16 protein-coding genes and 1 pseudogene are annotated in these 16,718 nt (G+C 49.4%); 3 read left to right on the top strand and 14 right to left on the bottom strand.

The features are described 5' to 3' along the window. Nucleotides 1-38 precede the first annotated feature (38 nt). From IEV19_RS08625 to pdxA, 7 genes are all read right to left on the bottom strand, one after another. The gene (locus IEV19_RS08625; RefSeq protein ID WP_188370249.1) at nucleotides 39-1,157 is read right to left on the bottom strand and encodes an NAD(P)/FAD-dependent oxidoreductase; all 1,119 of its coding nucleotides are present in this window, start codon (nucleotides 1,155-1,157) and stop codon (nucleotides 39-41) included. A gap of 36 nt (nucleotides 1,158-1,193) precedes the next feature. Further along, a complete protein-coding gene (gene accC / locus IEV19_RS08620; protein ID WP_188370248.1) occupies nucleotides 1,194-2,549 on the bottom strand; it encodes an acetyl-CoA carboxylase biotin carboxylase subunit in 1,356 nt (451 codons plus the stop codon). Nucleotides 2,550-2,618: 69 nt separating this feature from the next. Next, entirely contained in the window at nucleotides 2,619-3,101 is a 483-nt protein-coding gene (gene accB / locus IEV19_RS08615; protein WP_188370247.1) for an acetyl-CoA carboxylase biotin carboxyl carrier protein, read from the bottom strand. Between the two features lie 25 nt (nucleotides 3,102-3,126). Further along, nucleotides 3,127-4,119, bottom strand: a complete 993-nt coding sequence (locus IEV19_RS08610; protein ID WP_188370246.1) for a beta-ketoacyl-ACP synthase III — start codon at nucleotides 4,117-4,119, stop codon at nucleotides 3,127-3,129. Between the two features lie 168 nt (nucleotides 4,120-4,287). Further along, nucleotides 4,288-4,485: a 50S ribosomal protein L32 gene (gene rpmF / locus IEV19_RS08605; RefSeq protein ID WP_188370245.1), complete on the bottom strand. Its 198-nt coding sequence runs from the start codon at nucleotides 4,483-4,485 to the stop codon at nucleotides 4,288-4,290. 8 nt (nucleotides 4,486-4,493) lie between these two features. Beyond that, complete coding sequence (locus IEV19_RS08600) at nucleotides 4,494-5,027, bottom strand: YceD family protein (protein ID WP_188370244.1); 534 nt, start codon at nucleotides 5,025-5,027, stop codon at nucleotides 4,494-4,496. A gap of 104 nt (nucleotides 5,028-5,131) precedes the next feature. Beyond that, on the bottom strand, nucleotides 5,132-6,193 hold the full coding sequence (pdxA, locus tag IEV19_RS08595) for a 4-hydroxythreonine-4-phosphate dehydrogenase PdxA (RefSeq protein ID WP_188370243.1): 1,062 nt from the start codon (nucleotides 6,191-6,193) through the stop codon (nucleotides 5,132-5,134). Between the two features lie 131 nt (nucleotides 6,194-6,324). Between pdxA and IEV19_RS08590 the strand changes: the two genes are divergently transcribed. Then, on the top strand, nucleotides 6,325-6,909 hold the full coding sequence (locus IEV19_RS08590; RefSeq protein WP_188370242.1) for a riboflavin synthase: 585 nt from the start codon (nucleotides 6,325-6,327) through the stop codon (nucleotides 6,907-6,909). A 21-nt stretch (nucleotides 6,910-6,930) separates the two neighbouring features. On the opposite strand, the gene IEV19_RS08585 is transcribed toward IEV19_RS08590, so the two are convergent. The 5 genes and pseudogenes from IEV19_RS08585 to IEV19_RS08565 all read right to left on the bottom strand — a co-directional run bounded on the left by IEV19_RS08585 (nucleotide 6,931) and on the right by IEV19_RS08565 (nucleotide 12,003). Next, complete coding sequence (locus tag IEV19_RS08585) at nucleotides 6,931-8,127, bottom strand: hypothetical protein (protein ID WP_188370241.1); 1,197 nt, start codon at nucleotides 8,125-8,127, stop codon at nucleotides 6,931-6,933. Continuing rightward, nucleotides 8,124-8,960, bottom strand: a complete 837-nt coding sequence (locus IEV19_RS08580; RefSeq protein ID WP_188370240.1) for a type 1 glutamine amidotransferase — start codon at nucleotides 8,958-8,960, stop codon at nucleotides 8,124-8,126. Before IEV19_RS08580 ends, IEV19_RS08585 begins: the two co-directional genes overlap by 4 nt. Nucleotides 8,961-9,016: 56 nt before the next feature. After that, the gene (locus IEV19_RS08575) at nucleotides 9,017-10,114 is read right to left on the bottom strand and encodes a carboxylate-amine ligase (protein ID WP_188370239.1); all 1,098 of its coding nucleotides are present in this window, start codon (nucleotides 10,112-10,114) and stop codon (nucleotides 9,017-9,019) included. Between the two features lie 216 nt (nucleotides 10,115-10,330). Next, a pseudogene (locus tag IEV19_RS08570) lies at nucleotides 10,331-11,278 on the bottom strand (ATP-grasp domain-containing protein); the annotation flags it as partial. Nucleotides 11,279-11,301: 23 nt separating this feature from the next. Continuing rightward, nucleotides 11,302-12,003 carry an alpha/beta hydrolase-fold protein gene (locus tag IEV19_RS08565; protein WP_229732516.1) on the bottom strand — a complete coding sequence of 234 codons (702 nt, stop codon included), beginning with the start codon at nucleotides 12,001-12,003 and terminating at the stop codon, nucleotides 11,302-11,304. A gap of 134 nt (nucleotides 12,004-12,137) precedes the next feature. On the opposite strand from IEV19_RS08565, the gene IEV19_RS08560 reads away from it, so the two are divergent. Next, nucleotides 12,138-12,959 carry an alpha/beta hydrolase gene (locus IEV19_RS08560; protein WP_188370236.1) on the top strand — a complete coding sequence of 274 codons (822 nt, stop codon included), beginning with the start codon at nucleotides 12,138-12,140 and terminating at the stop codon, nucleotides 12,957-12,959. Between the two features lie 7 nt (nucleotides 12,960-12,966). Here IEV19_RS08560 and IEV19_RS08555 read toward each other — a convergent pair whose 3' ends face one another. Beyond that, complete coding sequence (locus tag IEV19_RS08555) at nucleotides 12,967-14,055, bottom strand: acyltransferase family protein (RefSeq protein ID WP_188370235.1); 1,089 nt, start codon at nucleotides 14,053-14,055, stop codon at nucleotides 12,967-12,969. Nucleotides 14,056-14,067: 12 nt separating this feature from the next. Continuing rightward, the gene (locus IEV19_RS08550) at nucleotides 14,068-15,879 is read right to left on the bottom strand and encodes a sodium:solute symporter family protein (RefSeq protein ID WP_188370234.1); all 1,812 of its coding nucleotides are present in this window, start codon (nucleotides 15,877-15,879) and stop codon (nucleotides 14,068-14,070) included. A gap of 85 nt (nucleotides 15,880-15,964) precedes the next feature. On the opposite strand from IEV19_RS08550, the gene IEV19_RS08545 reads away from it, so the two are divergent. Further along, a complete protein-coding gene (locus tag IEV19_RS08545) occupies nucleotides 15,965-16,702 on the top strand; it encodes a sulfite exporter TauE/SafE family protein (RefSeq protein ID WP_188370233.1) in 738 nt (245 codons plus the stop codon). Nucleotides 16,703-16,718: the final 16 nt, after the last annotated feature.

The raw sequence follows: 16,718 nt of genomic DNA, 5'->3' as shown, positions 1-16,718 counted from the left end.
TTTCGGAGACCTTCGCCTTGTGATACGGATTCCGGAAGTCAAGAAGCCTGCACCAGGCCGGCCAGTTCTTTGCCCACACTGCTTCCGATAGCGATCCCCATTCCCCCCAGCCGAACCCCAAAGGCGACACGGTCTGATCTTTTGAGCACTATGGGTTTTTTTAAAGGGCCCGTCCCCATGATCCCACTCCACCTTCGGTCTACCTCGAACGGAATTCCGGGAAGTATAACCTCTTTCAGAAGGGTGTGCAGCTGATCCTGTATCTTATCTGTGAGGCCGAACTCCTCCGTCTCCTCCCCTTTGAAATCGAGGTTTCGCCCTCCCCCAAGGAGAATCCTGTCTCCTGCATTCCTGAAATAATAATACCCCTTATCCAGGTGAAATGTCCCCTTGATCTTTAATCCGGGAATAGGCTTGGTGACCAATACCTGTGCCCTTGCAGGCCTTACGTCCTCCGTCCATCTACCCGCAAAACCGTTGGTAGCTATCAGTAGTTTATTAGTTGTAAAGTCCATGCCCCGCAGGTACACACGTACTGCCCCGTCATATTCCTCAAAATCGAGGACTTCCGTGGCATTCAGCAGGTGTATCCCTGATGCCTGTGCCTTGGAAAGCAGCGCATTCATCATCATCCCTGTATGGATCTGCCCTTCCAGCTCATTGGTGATCACTGAGGCCTCTATCCCCTGAAAACCAAACGTGTTGGGATTTAGTTTAAAAGCGGGCTGACCGAACACTGGTTGCAGCAGGGTATTGATCCTTTCGAGAGCTGCTTCGCATTCCAAAAAGAGTTCGTGATCCTTTTTCAGGAAGAGCTCATGCCCTCCTAACTGCTGATAATCCATCGCGCGATCGCCTACGGTTGCCCTGAGCAATTGTATCCCTTCCCATCTTTTGCGGACAAGTTCAGCGACCTCTTCAGGGGTGTGTGTCCGAAGGTCGTCCAGCACTTCTGAAATGCTCCCGAAACAGGCAAATCCCGCATTCTTTGTGCTCGCTCCCTGAGGGAGTATGCCTTTTTCAATGATAAGGATCTTCGAGTCAGGGAATTTCCTCCTTAACTCAAGGGCACAGGAAAGACCTACGATCCCACTGCCTACGATCGTAAAATCGATCTCCTTAAACCAAGTATCGTACTCCCAGTGACTGAGGTTCATCGGCATAAAAAACTCCGGACAAAGCCGGAGTTCAATTTAGTTGTTTTCTGGTTCCGGATTCATCTTGAACCCTTCCATGAATTTTGTGGTGTAATTACCGGCGATATAATCAGGGTGGTCCATCAACTGCCTGTGGAAGGGGATCGTAGTTTTGATTCCCTCGATCACAAATTCATCCAGGGCACGCCTCATCTTGTTAATCGCCTCTTCCCTTGTCTGGGCAGTGGTGATCAGCTTCGCGATCATGGAATCGTAATTGGGCGGAATGGTATACCCGCTGTACACGTGGGTGTCGAGCCGAATTCCGTGACCTCCCGGGGTATGCAGGGTCGTGATCTTGCCGGGAGAAGGCCTGAAACCGTTGTACGGGTCTTCCGCGTTGATCCGGCATTCAATGGAGTGTAGCTTCGGATAATAGTTCTTCCCGGAGATAGGAACACCCCCTGCTACCAGGATCTGCTCCCTGATGAGGTCGTAGTCGACCACCTGTTCTGTGATCGGGTGCTCCACCTGTATACGGGTATTCATCTCCATGAAGTAGAATTTCCTGTGTTTGTCTACCAAGAATTCGATAGTTCCCGCACCTTCGTATTTGATATACTCGGCAGCCTTGATCGCTGCTTTCCCCATTTCTTCCCTTAGCTTGTCGGTCATAAAGGGAGAGGGGGTCTCCTCGGTGAGTTTCTGGTGACGTCTTTGGATGGAACAATCCCGCTCAGACAGGTGACAGGCCTTACCAAACTGATCTCCAACAACCTGTATCTCGATATGGCGGGGTTCTTCTATGAGCTTTTCCATGTACATCCCTCCGTTACCGAAGGCTGCAGTAGCCTCTTTTACGGCACTGGTAAAATGGGCTTCCATGTCTTCTTCCTTCCACACGGCGCGCATTCCTTTTCCTCCTCCACCTGCTGTGGCCTTGATCATAACGGGATACCCGATCTTTTTGGCTGTCTTCTTCGCATCTGCCACATCCTTAAGGATACCTTCGGATCCGGGCACGCATGGCACTCCCGCCTTTCTCATGGTTTCCTTGGCCGTTGCCTTGTCTCCCATTTTATCGATCTGTTCCCCTGTGGCCCCGATAAACTTGATATCGTGCTCTGCACAGATCCTCGAGAATTTGGAGTTTTCGGACAGGAATCCATATCCAGGGTGTATCCCATCAGCATTGGTGATCTCTGCAGCGGCGATGATATTCGGGATCTTGAGATAGGATTCGCTGCTGGGTGCCGGGCCGATACAAACGGCCTCGTCGGCGAAGCGAACGTGCAGGCTTTCCTCATCTGCCTTGGAATACACAGCCACTGTTTTGATCCCCATCTCTTTACAGGTACGGATAATCCTGAGGGCGATCTCTCCTCTGTTCGCAATAAGTATTTTCTTAAACATATTCAGCTACGTTTGAATTACTTCTGGTTAGTCAGCACTCCTCAGCGGGAGTTGGCCTTAGTACAAAAACTAGGACGGGTCTACCAGGAATAAAGGTTGATCGAATTCAACCGGGGAAGAATCCTCCACAAGGACCTTCACGATCTTACCGGAAACTTCGGATTCGATGTCGTTGAAGAGTTTCATGGCTTCGATCACACAGAGCACATCTCCAACACCGACGGTATCTCCAACCTCCACGAAAGCAGGTTTATCAGGAGAAGGTTTCCTGTAGAATGTGCCGATGATAGGCGATTTGATTGTGACGTACTTGGAGTCTTCCTCCTTTTTCGCCGGCGCGGCTTCAGCGGCCGGTGCAGCCGGTGCAGGTGCCTGTTGAACCGGAGCCTGTGCAACCGCAGCAGGGATCTGCTGGATGTAAGTAGTCTCTGCACCGGTGCCTGACGGCCCTGTCTTGATTGTGATCTTGATGTCGTCCGTTTCCAGTTTTACCTCACTGGCCCCTGACTTAGCCACAAACTTGATTAAACTTTGAATCTCTTTGATATCCATGGAATTCGTATTTGATTAGTTCTCGTTAGTTATATGCCCACTTTAAATATATGGCACCCCAGGTAAATCCGCCGCCAAAGGCAGCAAAGACCAGGTTGTCTCCTTTTTTCAATTCCTTTTCATAATCGCTGAGCAGGAGCGGCAAGGTTGCCGAGGTCGTATTGCCGTACCGCTGAATATTCATCATCACCTTGGAAGGTTCAAGCCCCATTCGGTTGGCTGTCGCATCGATGATGCGTTTATTCGCCTGATGGGGAACCAGCCATTGGACGTCACTATGGGTGAGATTATTCCTCTCCATGATCCGGGCAGCCACATCGGCCATATTGGAAACCGCAAACTTAAAAACAGACTTCCCGTCCTGGAACACGTAATGTTGTTTGTTCTTTACTGTCTCCTCTGAGGGAGGCAATAGGGAACCCCCTGCATCGATCTTTAAAAACTCCCGTCCGGATCCATCAGACCTCAGGTATTCATCCAGGAGGCCATATCCCTCCGTATTGGGTTCAAACAGGACCGCTCCCCCTCCATCTCCAAAGATGATACAGGTGGTCCTGTCTGTGTAATCGAGGATGGAGGACATTTTATCCGCTCCTATGAGGAGTACTTTTTTATATTTTCCGGATTCGATGAAACGAGCCGCTGTTGACATCCCGTACAGGAAATTGGAACAGGCGGCCTGAATGTCATAGGCAAATGCATTTACTGCCCCTATCTTCGTCGCGACGTAGACCGCTGAGGAAGCTACCGGCATGTCGGGCGTGGCGGTCCCCAACAGCACCAGGTCAATTTCTTTTGGGTCTACACCCGATTTTTCCAGAAGGTTTTCAGCAGCTTTGATCGCCAGATACGAAGTCCCCTTGTCCTTGTCCTTCAGTATCCTTCTTTCTTTTATCCCCGTGCGGGTGGTGATCCATTCGTCGGTGGTGTCCACCATAGTCTCGAGGATCTCGTTGGTCAATCTGTAGTCCGGCACGTAGGCCCCCACAGCTGTGATCGCTGCTGTAATCTTGGTCATGCTATCAAGCGTTTTTTATCGGAATCCTCTAAAAATGCTCCAAAAGTTGTGAAAAATAATGATTTTTTATGACTTTTTCCCATATAACGAGGTTTTTGCACTTGAGTGGATCAGCCATAAAAAAACTCCCATTTATCAGAATGGGAGTCTTATCTGTTCAGAGAGAACTTAGGCTGAAGCTTCCTCTGCTTTGTCGATCAGCACCTGGCCGCGATAGTACAATTTACCTTCGTGCCAGTGGGCCCTGTGGTACAAATGCATTTCCCCTGTGGTTGGGTCTTTTGCCAGTGTGGGTGCCACAGCTTTATAATGTGTCCTTCTTTTGTCTCTTCTGGTTTTGGAGGTTTTCCTCTTTGGATGTGCCATCGCGAAACTTATTTATCCGTTAGTAAATCTTTTAATGCATCCCATCGGGGATCCGTATTATCTTTATCAGTCTTCGATTCTTTTGGTTGTAATTCCCTGAGCTTTTTCAGGGCCTCGGATTTCAGCGACCCGTCTTTCACACCGGGATGTACTCGTTTTTGAGGAACAGCCAGTACCAGCATTTCATAGACGTACTGGGCGATGTTGAATTGGTGCTCCCCGTGAGGGATTACCAGGATCTCATCATCCTCGTCGTTGTAGTCATCCCCGAATTTCACCACCAAGGGCAGGGAAGCAGTCACTTCCTGGTCAAAGGGTTCATTCGTCAGGTCGCAAGCGACGTTTACAGTACCACGGGCCTTCATTTCGAGCTCCATCACCGTACTCGTCTTATTAAAGTCGACCTCTACTACGATATCCGCTGCGTTGAACTCAACATACTCAAAAGACTCAAAGAACGTATTATCAATCTGATACTCAAACGTGTGCGCCCCCAACTTTAGTCCTGAAAAAGGAATTGTAAATTCCTTATGCGTCGTCATTGTGTACAATCGTTTAAGGCGTGCAAAGATACTTTTTTTTTGCCAATAGCAAACCTATTTCTCAATTATTTAGGGCTTTACACGCATATTCAGCCCAAAATCCATCAAGCTCCCTGTGAAGCCTTTGCTTTTTGTCTTTTCAGGGGGTTACTGGAGATCTCCTTGTATTCATCCCTGTTCCTGTAGATGGAGATACCCGTGAATACAGCTTCCTTAAAAGATCCGGGGTCTGCCTTTCCTTTTCCCGCTATTTCATATGCAGTTCCGTGATCTGGTGAGGTCCTGACCCTGTTTAGGCCGGCAGTGAAATTCACCCCCTGCCCGAAGGAAAGTGTCTTGAATGGGATCAGCCCCTGATCGTGGTAAGCGGCGAGGATGGCATCGAATTGTTTGTAAGTATCCGAACCAAAAAAACTGTCCGCCGCATAAGGGCCAAAGACCAATTTGCCCTGTTCGGTCATCTCGCGGATCACAGGTCTCAGCACCTCGTCGTCTTCCTTCCCAATCACCCCGTCATCTCCGCTGTGGGGATTGATACCCAGCATCGCTATCCGGGGTCTCCGAATCCCGAAATCCATTTTAAGGCTTTTTTCGATGGTCAGTATCTTTTCCCTGATCCGTTCCCTGCTGATATTGCTGACCACATCCTTAACGGCCACATGGTCTGTTAGCAGCCCCACTTTAAGGCTGTCTGTAACCATGAACATCAGGCTCTCGCCCCCCAGCTCACGAGCCAGGTAGTCCGTATGTCCGGGAAAATTGAATTCGTCTGACTGTATGTTCTTTTTGTTGATAGGGGCCGTGACCAATAAATCAATCTCTTCATTTTTGAGGGCCCTGACCGCAGCTTTCAGGGAGCGTATGGCGTACTTTCCGGCTTCGGGGGTGGGTACCCCGTATTGGATGTTCGGGGTTTCCTTCCACACATTGACGACATTGATCTTACCATCTATTGCGTGGGCCGCCTGGTCTACCCCGTGAAAGGTGATATCCATCCCGAGGTCATTCTTCTGCTGGGAAATGGTTTTGTTGGAAGCGAAAATGACCGGGGTACACAGTTCGAGCATCCTGCTGTCCTCGAAGGTCTTCAGGATCACTTCACACCCTATCCCGTTGAGGTCTCCCACCGAGATCCCTACCTTAATATTCGCACTTTCCTTCTTCATATCTCTTTACTTTGCCGTACCTTTGGAGCCCCGGAAAAAGTTCGTCTAAGGCTACATTTTATTCATTTCAAAAATAAGATTTCCAAGGCGTTCCTGAAGGGAAAAAACCTCTTTTTTAAAGTTAAAAAGGCATGTTTACAGGAATTATCGAAACCCTGGGGGAGATTACTAAACTCGAAAGGGAAGGGGGCAACCTCCACCTCACCATAGCCTCTGAGATCACCCCGGAACTCAAAATAGACCAGAGCGTGGCTCACAATGGGGTGTGCCTTACCGTTGTAGGGATCGATAAGAAGGAATATACCGTTACAGCCGTTGAGGAGACCCTGCTAAAAACCAACCTGGACGACCTGGTCCATGGAGATCAGGTGAACCTGGAACGGGCCATGATCCTCGGCACCCGCCTCGACGGGCATATCGTACAAGGCCATGTAGACACAACTGCTGTATGTTCCAAGATCGAACAAAAGGACGGAAGCTGGTACTTCACCTTTACCTACACCCCGGCAAAAGGACAGGTAACCATTGAGAAAGGTTCCATCACGGTAGACGGGGTCAGCCTTACGGTGGTCGATTCTGAAGACGACCGGTTTAGTGTGGCCATCATCCCCTATACCTATGATCACACCCGATTCAAACACTACCGGGTGGGAAGCCGGGTCAATCTGGAATTCGACGTGATCGGGAAGTACGTTGCCCGGCTACTGGGGAAGTAATCCCACCGGGATACTCAATCATTACTCTTCAAAAAAACTGATCGAAGATCCTATCCAGGTGTCGTTGGTGTTGTGAGACACATTGATCATCCCGCCTTTCCCCATACGGGTGAGGTTGATCACGGGTTTTAATCGGCCCTCTTTCTCATCCCTGGCAAAGAGGATCCGCAATTCAACCCGGGAATTCCGCTCGCCCATGGTTTTGATCAGAGGAGAATAGGTCACTTTTTTCTGAAGCATGTAATTCTTCATGTCCTTGATGGTGTTGAGCAAATTCCATGTGGGTTCAAGGTTCACGCCTTTTCCGGCAAAAGAGAACAGGGGTTTCAGCACGAATTGTTTAAGGTCGATGTCCTTAGGGACCTCATCGAGGTAGTACGACTGTGGAATGCTCTCGTGGGAAAGCATAGGCATGATGCATTTGGAGATCATAAAGAACCAGTCGGGATTGGTGATCCAGGTCACATCCAGGTCATCGAAGATATTGAAGTTGGTCTTCAGGTCTTTGAACTGATACAGGTCATCAAAGATCACCCGGTTGTATATCCTTCGGATAGGGATCTTTCGTCCGTCTTTTTCATAAAACAGCTGCCTGCCTTCCTTGATAACCTTGGTCATACATACCACCTCTATCCCCAGGGCCTGCTTCGTCGCCCAGAAATCGATCCGGGTCTTCTGCGCATTTGGGAATATCTCCATCAGGATGACATGTTCCGGAGCCTCATCCCCCACTATCACTTTTCGCATGGTCTCGAGATAAGTTTCTTCCGTATGCCCTCCAAAGAAGTAGTGAAAACCTTTTGTTGGTATGGTGGGATAGTTCTTTAAAAAGGCCTTAGCCAGAAAAGACTGGTAGAAAAAGAGGGACGGAAAAGCCTGGAGCTCTATCAACTGCGGACTCAATTCCCCGTTCTCATCCTCACAGATCCCAAAATCGATGCCCAGAAAATGGGGTTCCCCAACGTGAGTTGGTGACTGTAACTGCTTTGGCATAAATCGCTGCCTCACCGACTCAAAATCGAGGTGGTCAAGCTGACTTATAATGGCATCGCAGGCATCCATGACCTTCTTCTTCATTTGCCTGTCTATAAACACCGGGGTCTCCGAAATACGGAAGGGACAGGGTTCGCCAAAAGTTTTCATGACCTCTTGTTGAAGCCCCTCGTAATAGGCGTCTTTAAAGCCAGCGTTAAAGGATTCTCTTACCTTGGATATCATACGGATACAGGGGTTTGATGGTCAATGGCATCGGCTGCCTGCTGTAAGAACCTTGGAATTATGGTCCTGTTGGTAAGGAGGATCTTATCATCGTCATCGAGATGGATCATCATATCCTCGTATTTCTTCTTTCCATGGTGTTTGATAATGTGCGCACGTTTATCTGCCCGTTTAAAATAGCGCATCATCCCCTCAGAATCGGCTTCCGGATGGAATTGAACACCGACGATCTCCTTGGAGAACCTGATGGCCATTACCGCCCTCTCCAAAGGAACATGAGGTCTTTTCTTTTCTTTACACAACACCTTGCATCCCAGGCTTTTAAATCGCTTTTTCCTGGGTTTCACTACCTGGTAATCCCTGGAGTCAACAGCATAGAAAGGGTTTTGTAAGCCTTCCAGTACAAATTCTTCCTTCCCTTTTTTGGTCTTGTGAACCGGCATGATCCCAAAGGCCGTAGACTTTCTCCTTTTCACCTTGGCAAGTTTCCAGTGGAGGCAGGCAATTTGAAAGGAATGGCAGATAAGGAAAAGGTACTTTTTGTTTTCCTCCAGAAGGTTGTGATCATAGATCGAATCCAGGAACCAATTGAATTTCTTTTCCCAGGGTTCCCCGACCGGTTTGGGGGAGTCCGGGCCTCCTGAGGCTATAAAAATGTCAAATTCCTCCACTTCGGGGAGCTCGTGATTTACCCTGACGTCAAAAATGCGGTAATCCCCCTTGATATCGTCCCGTCCCAAAAACTGTTCAACCAGCATCTTGATACAGCGCATGCCCTCGTTGGGCTGACCGGCATTCATGTCAAGAATGGCGATTCTATAATGGTATTGCATGTGATTCTTTTCTTTATCGCAGGTGTAGTAGAATATCTGTTTGAGCCTGCTATCGCTTATAAGCCTTTTCCCGTTTCCTCAACAATGTATTTTACAACTTCCTTCAGGTCCTTGGTATCCTCGTAGACCTTGAGCTGCCGGTCTGCTCCGGAGCCCTGTTCCAGCATCTGGTATACGTAGTTCACTTCTGTCCTGCAGCCCAGTTCATCCACCACGTCCTCAACAAAGTCGAGCAGTTCATGGATCAGGGTCTCAAAGGGCACTTCCTCTTCTTTTCCAAAATCGATCAGCTTGGCTTCGATTCCCCAGCGCGCTGCCCTCCATTTGTTCTCATTTATTAACACCCTCCTGTATGAACGGAAGCTCTGATTCTTCTGGTGCAGTTTGTGCAACTTGGCAATAATGCACTGCATCAGAGCAGCAATACAAACCACCTCATCAACGGTCATGACCATATCGCAAATCCGGAATTCCACTGTCGGGTAAAAGGGATGCAGCCTGATGTCCCACCAGATCTTCTTTCCGTTGTCTATACAGCGGGTCTTGACCAGGATATCGACGAATTTGTCATATTCCGCCACGCTGGCAAAATAGGGTGGTATCCCCGTCCGGGGGAACTTGTCAAAGATCTTGGAGCGGAACGACTTAAAGCCCGTATCCCTTCCTTCCCAAAACGGGGAATTCGTGGAAAGCGCATATAGGTGCGGCAGGAAATACCGGGCGATATTCATAATCTGCAACCCTTCTTCCCTGCTGGGGATCCCCACGTGAACGTGGAGGCCAAAGATGAGATTGGACCGGGCCACATCCTTCATCTCCGCTATCAGTTCATCGTAGCGGGGGTTGGGCGTGATGGGCTGGTCGCTCCAATTGGAGAACGGGTGTGTGCCTGCTGCCCCTACCTTCAAACCCTCCTTGGCTGCTAGCTCTATAACCTGCTGCCTCAGGTAGGACACTTCATCCCTGGCCTGATTGATATTCTCGCAGATATTGGTCCCCATCTCGATCACGGCCTGGTGCATTTCTTCCTTGATTCGCTCTTTCAGAAAGACTTTCCCCCCTTCCAGGATCTTCGACATATGCGACCTAAGGGTATAGGCCTCACTGTCCAGTATCTGGAATTCCTCTTCAATACCAAGGGTGAACTTATTCATGTCTCAGTGATTTGTTCTTTATTTCTTCTTTTTCGGAGCAGCCTTGGGCTTGGCTTCGGCCTTTTTCGCCGTTGTCTTCTTTGTTTTAGTCGAAGTAGTCTTGGCAGGGGTCGATTTAGCCCTGGTAGATTTTACCGGGGTCTTTTTAACCACTGTCTTCTTAGCTTCCGCTGCCGATTTAAGCGGAGGTTTAGATGCCTTGACCTCAGCCGGGGCCACACATTCCTTAACAAAAGTTCCCCAGGAACTGTTGTTCTTCTTCTCCTTGTGCTCTAGTGCCTTTTCCACTGCAAGCTTGGCCGCATGCTCCACGATCCATCGGAAATTACCTTCCCCAACAGAGTGTATGTCTGCATCCGGCGCAGGGTTACAGAAATCAATAGCATAGGGAATTCCATTCCTGACCGCAAACTCCACCGTATTGAAGTCGTACCCCAGGGCTTTGTTCAGTTTGATGGTGTAGTCGTGGATGGTCTTCATTAGTTTCTGGTGTTCCGCTCCTGAGGTCTTGGGTTCGGTCACATACCGCAGGTGGAATTCGTTCCTAGGCTCATAGGGCATGATGTGCACATACTTTTGCCCCAGGCAATAGACGCGGTAATAATCCTCAAAGACGATCTCTTCTTGCAGCATCATGACAAGTTGTTCGGTCTCCCCGTGCTTGGCAAAAAGGTCGTCCGCATCGTGTACCTTGTATACGCTTTTCCAACCTCCTCCCGAATGGGGCTTCATATAGGCAGGAAAACCGATATAATTAAAGATATATTCCCAGTCAAGGGGTGCTTTCAGGTTCCTGAAAGACCTTTCCGTGGTATCATCCGGTCTGTGCTTGGAAGGCAAGAGGACCGTTTTGGGTACAGGCACGCCGATTTGCGTGGCCAGACAATTGTTGAAGAATTTCTCATCGGCACTCCACCAGAACGGGTTGTTGATCACGCAGGTGCCCATCAGGGCGGCATTCTTCAGATAGGCTCTGTAAAAAGGAACCTCCTGTGAGATCCTGTCTATGATCACGTGGTAACCGTAATCTATCCCTTGCTGCACCTTGTCTATCATGACCGGTTCAGCGACGACCTTACCATTCCCCAGTTCGTTGACCTTGTCTATAAAGGCCCAGGGGAAGGTGTCCTCCATTCCAAATAAAATTCCTACTCTTTTGATCATCTTGTTTATAGTGTTTAGTTCGTTTAGAAATATCGGCCGATGTATTCTGGAAAAACCATCTTCCACAATGGCCAGTCGTGGTCGATCCATTTTTTTTCGTCGTACCAGTAAGGAATCCCCTTAGATTGAAGGATTCCCGCCATGTATTCATTCTTGGGCTTACAGCTGTCCCAGTCGGATGTACTCAGCACTATATTCATGTGCTGATATTTCCAGCCCTCTTCGTTCTGCATGAATTCATCAGGGCAATTGAAATAGATTCTCATATCATCGGAGAGGGGTACAAAGTTACGAATATTGAAAACCCCCGACATAGAGAACAGGTGGGAGACCAGGTCAGGGAATCGGAAGGCAGTGTTGCCTGCGTGATATCCTCCAAAACTCACCCCGGCCACCGCTATTCTGTGGGTGTTGCATTCCTGCTGTATATAGGGAATAAGCTCGTTTTTCAGGAACTGCATATACAGCTCGTAATTGTGAATCTTCACCTCGGAGGACATATTCTCCGCATAGAAAGTGATCCCGTCCAGGGTCTCCACATTGTAGAGCTTGATACGGCCCTCCTCAACAAAATTCATCACCGAGCCATTAAGGCCGAAATCGTTGTTTTGGGTAAAGCTGCCATAGGAGGAGGGAAACATGAGAATGGGATATCCCCAATGCCCCGTAATCTCCAGGTTTATGTTCCTTTCAAGCGTATGGGAGTAGTATTGAATATACTGCATGGAAGCCATAGGATAATGTAACCTAATTTTCTAAGTTTACCAATAATTTTTTGCCGGGCAAAGGTATTTTATTTTTGTTATACCCCGCTTAAATTCAGCGGATTCCTTATACTTGCCCCCTTTAGCATGAGCCGATGATTCTCCATGTCGACCACATTAGCCTGAAAGGCTTTTTTTCTTCCCGTATTTTACACCGAAAACTGCATTTCAGGCTGATCGCACCTCCCTCATTTCGAAAAGGCGAAAAGGACTTCCCTGTACTGCTGATGAATGACGGGCAGGACTATACAGCCCTGGGGCTGGAGAAGATCCTGACCCGTTCCTACACACAGAAGAATATGAGGCCTTTCCTTTACGTCGGACTGGAGACTGATCAAAACCGGATGCACGACTACGGTACGGCCAGCACGGCAGACTACAAGGGACGGGGTGAAAAGGCAGGGTTGTACGCCCGTTTTGTGACCGAGGAATTCATCCCATTCCTCAAGAAAGAATTCAGGGCTTCTTCCCGGAAGGAAGACTGGGTATACTGCGGAATGTCACTGGGGGGGCTTTCGGCTTTCGACATCGTATTTAACCACCCCCACCTCTTTGGCAAAGCCGGGGTGTTCAGCGGTTCATTCTGGTGGCGAAAGAAAGCCTATACCAAAAAGGACCCTGAGGACCGGAGCAGGATCGTCCTCGATATGGTTAAAGAAGGCACATACGCTCCCCACCTGAACTTCTGGTTCCAGTGCGGCACGTTGGATGAGAAAGCAGACCGCAACCACAACGGTATTATTGATTCCATAGACGATACACTCGACCTGATCAGGGAACTGGAGAGCAAAGGGTATTCTTATCCCGGGCAGATCACCTATGTGGAGATCGAAGGAGGCAAGCACGACCTGCCCACCTGGGCGAAGGTCTTTCCGGATTTCCTCAAATGGGCTTTTGGGCGTCGTGAAGCCCAATGAGCAAAACTCAGACCTTGATAAAGATCTTTTTTCGGTACATATACCAGGCCAGCAGCAGATAGAAGCCTGTGACCGTCAATCCGTACAACAGGGAGGACATCTCGCCTGAGAGGAAAGATTGCACGTAGATGTTCTGGTACAACCAGCCATGCAGTGACATCCCGTCTGCAACCTCTATGGAATAGAACAGTTTGGTGATAAAACTGGAGAGAAAGTAAACGGTGATGGCATTCGCTCCTGTGTATTTGAAGATGCTGCCAAACTGTAGGCCTTTGACATCCGTGAGGTAATAGATCAAAGCCAGAACTATGTTGGCCCACCCCGCAGTGACCAGGACAAAACTGCTGGTCCATAACGCTTTGTTGATGGGAAAGGCGGTATCCCACAGATACCCTAAGACCAGCATAAAGATACCCAGCATCAACATGATCACCTCTTTTCTGGGCCTTTTTGAAATGAGAACAAGTCCTGTAAAGATCCCCAGCAGGGAAGATGCAATGGAAGGCAAGGTGCTTAGCAGTCCCTCAGGATCGTAGTCATCCTTGTACATATGGCTGCCAAAAACCTGCAGGTCGATGTAATTCGCCCAGTTATTGGGTGCCCTGTCAAAGGTGGGAGCGGCTCCGTCAAAAGGTACAAAGCCCAGCCAGATCCAGTATCCGACCAAAATGGTGATACAGATCCCCAGAAGCGCTTTCCAGTTGGCATTCAGGAAGAGGATGGCCGCAAAGAAGAAAACCACCCCTATACGCTGGAGTACCCCCGGAAAACGGATCTCAGAAAAATCCCGAAAGAAGGGAAAAGAAATCGTAAAGGCCCCTAGGAACAGTCCCAGCCCGATGAGTTTCAGGGTGCGCACAGAGATCTTCCTGTAGGTGGCCGCATTGGGTTCCTTGTTGCGATAGGCAAAGACGATGGAGGTCCCTACGATAAACAGGAAGAACGGAAATACCAGATCCGTCGGGGTATAGCCGTGCCATTCTGCGTGGCGCAAAGGGGGGTAGACATGCTCCCACGTACCCGGTGTATTCACGAGTATCATCAGGGCGATAGTGAGTCCCCTGAAAATGTCAACCGAAATGATTCTTTCTTTCATATATATGTTTCTTTATAATATGGTTCCCTTCATCCTGTTCCAGACCCGGGTGAGGAGAAATCCGGAGATCACTGCTATGGTGGTGAGAACTATTGCAGGAACGTATTTTCCGTAGATCCAGTAGCCGGTAGAGAACATGATGGTATAGATCAGGACACAGCCCAACAACATGGCTGTAATGCCTGAGGGGACGCTCCACTTTTCATCTGTAGTCACAATCTTCTGCTGGTCCTTCTCAGCTTCCCTGATCACCTTTGCCCACCCCGGGCCTCCAGGTTGGATCTTCATATAGAAAGACCTCAATACCTCTTTGGATTCGGGTTGGGTAAGGAAGGTGGCCGCCATCCATATAGCTGTGGTAATAACCACCACAAAAATATATTCAGACCAGTCCGGAAATATCCCGGTGCCGGGAGCGAAAAAGAAGGGTCCTACGGGGGTTAGTTTCAGGAGGAGGGAGATGATCCCGGAGGCAAACATGGCCGTGATCTCACTCCAGGCGTTGATCCTCCACCAGAACCATCGCAGGATAAAGATAAGTCCGGTCCCTGCCCCGAAAACCAGCAACACTTCAAATAGCTGGAGTGCATTCTGCAGCAGGAGGGCAAGGGCAGCGCTGAAAACCATCAGGACTACTGTGGAAATCCTACCTACTGCCACCAGCCTCTTTTCCGAAGCGTTGGGATTGATCTGTTGCTTATAAAAGTCGTAAACGATATAGGATGACCCCCAGTTGAGCTGTGTAGAGATGGTAGACATATAGGCTGCGATCAGAGAGGCGAGGACCAGGCCCAGCAGACCGCTGGGTAATTTTGTGAGCATGGCGGAATACGCCAGGTCGTGACCCAGTTTGTCATCTGCAATGGTCGGAAATGCTTCCTGAATGCTGGCCACGTCGGGGTAGATCACCAGGGAGGCCAGGGCCACCAGAATCCAGGGCCAGGGGCGCAGGGCGTAGTGCATGATGTTAAAAAAGAAGGTGGCTCCTATGGCGTGATTCTCATTTTTGGCCGCGAGCATCCGCTGGGCGATATAACCCCCTCCTCCCGGTTCTGCCCCGGGATACCACGAACTCCACCATTGCACCGCCAGGGGGATGATAAACAGGGTGATCAGGGCCTGGGTGTTGCTGAAATCGGGGAGGATGGAGAGTTTGTCGGTGACGTGTTCATTGGCCATCAGGGAAGCGATCCCGCCCACTTCGGGCAGGTTCACCAGGTAGTAGGCAGCGCCAATGGCCCCGGACATGGCTACAAAGAACAAAAGGAAATCAGTATAGACTACCCCTTTGAACCCGCCAAGTGCACTAAAAATAACCGTAATAAGTCCGGCACTGATCACGGTCTGCCAGGGTTCGAGCCCGAGCATAATGCCACCAATCTTGATAGCAGCCAGGGTCACGGCAGACATGGTAATCACATTGAAGATGACCCCGAGGTAGATGGCTCTGAACTTTCGGAGAAAACTGGCCGCGGCACCACCGTAGCGGAGTTCATAAAATTCCAGGTCGGTGTTTACATTCGACTTCCTCCAGAGTTTGGCGTAGACAAAGACAGTCAGCAAACCTGTGATCAGAAAGGCCCACCAGACCCAGTTTCCCGAGACCCCATTGGTCCTGACAATGTCTGTTACCAGGTTGGGGGTGTCTGTAGAAAAGGTCGTCGCTACCATAGACAGGCCTAAAAGCCACCAAGGCATGGTGCGCCCGCTGAGAAAGAACTCGGAAGTGTTCTTGCCAGATTTTTTGGAAACGATGACCCCTATGGCCAGTACCGTGGAAAAGAAGACGATGATAAAACCATAGTCAAGGGTGCTTAATTCCATAAGGTCATCCATTGGTCAGTGGCTAAAGATATTATTTTTTGGGATACCTTTATCTGACCCACTCAGGGGAAATACACCCATCGCCTTGGAAATCAGCTACACTTCCTGGATACTCGCTTTTACAGCTTCTGTCGTACTGGGAATTTCAAAGTCGGGTATCAAGGGGATCGCCGTCATCATTATCACCCTGATGGCCCTTGCATTCGGTGCCCGTGCCTCTACGGGTTTGCTCGTGCCTCTTTTTGTAGTGGGCGACATATTTGCGGTGATCTACTACAACAAGCACGCGCGATGGCATTATATCAGGAGGTTCCTTCCCTGGATGATGACGGGGGTAGTGATCGGTGTTATCCTGGGTAATGACCTGCCGGAAGAAACCTTTAAGATCTGGATGGTAGTGGTCATCCTGGCGAGCGTGGGAATGATGACCTGGTGGGACCTGCGCCGCTCCAAGGTCGTTCCCACCCACTGGAGTTTTGCCGGGTTCATGGGTATACTCGCGGGGATCACCACCATGATCGGCAACCTGGCGGGAGCCTTTTCCAACATCTTTTTCCTGGCTATGAGACTGCCCAAGAACGAATTCATCGGCACGGCTGCCTGGGTCTTCTTTTTTATCAACCTCTTTAAACTACCCTTTCACATCCTGGTGTGGGAAACCATTACCCCGGAGACGCTGCTGGTCAACGCCAAGCTTTTGCCGGGAGTAGCCCTGGGATTGTTTTTGGGGGTCAGGCTCGTAAAAGTGATCCGGGAAGGATTCTATCGAAAAATGATCCTTTTGCTCACTGCCCTTGGCGCCCTCATCCTCTTACTCAGATAGTTATTTCCGAAAATTT

This window comes from Muriicola marianensis, from assembly GCF_014638095.1.
Classification (GTDB): Bacteria; Bacteroidota; Bacteroidia; order Flavobacteriales; family Flavobacteriaceae; genus Muriicola; species Muriicola marianensis.
Note: the sequence above shows the minus strand (reverse complement) of the source record. Positions and strands in the feature narration are given on the sequence as shown.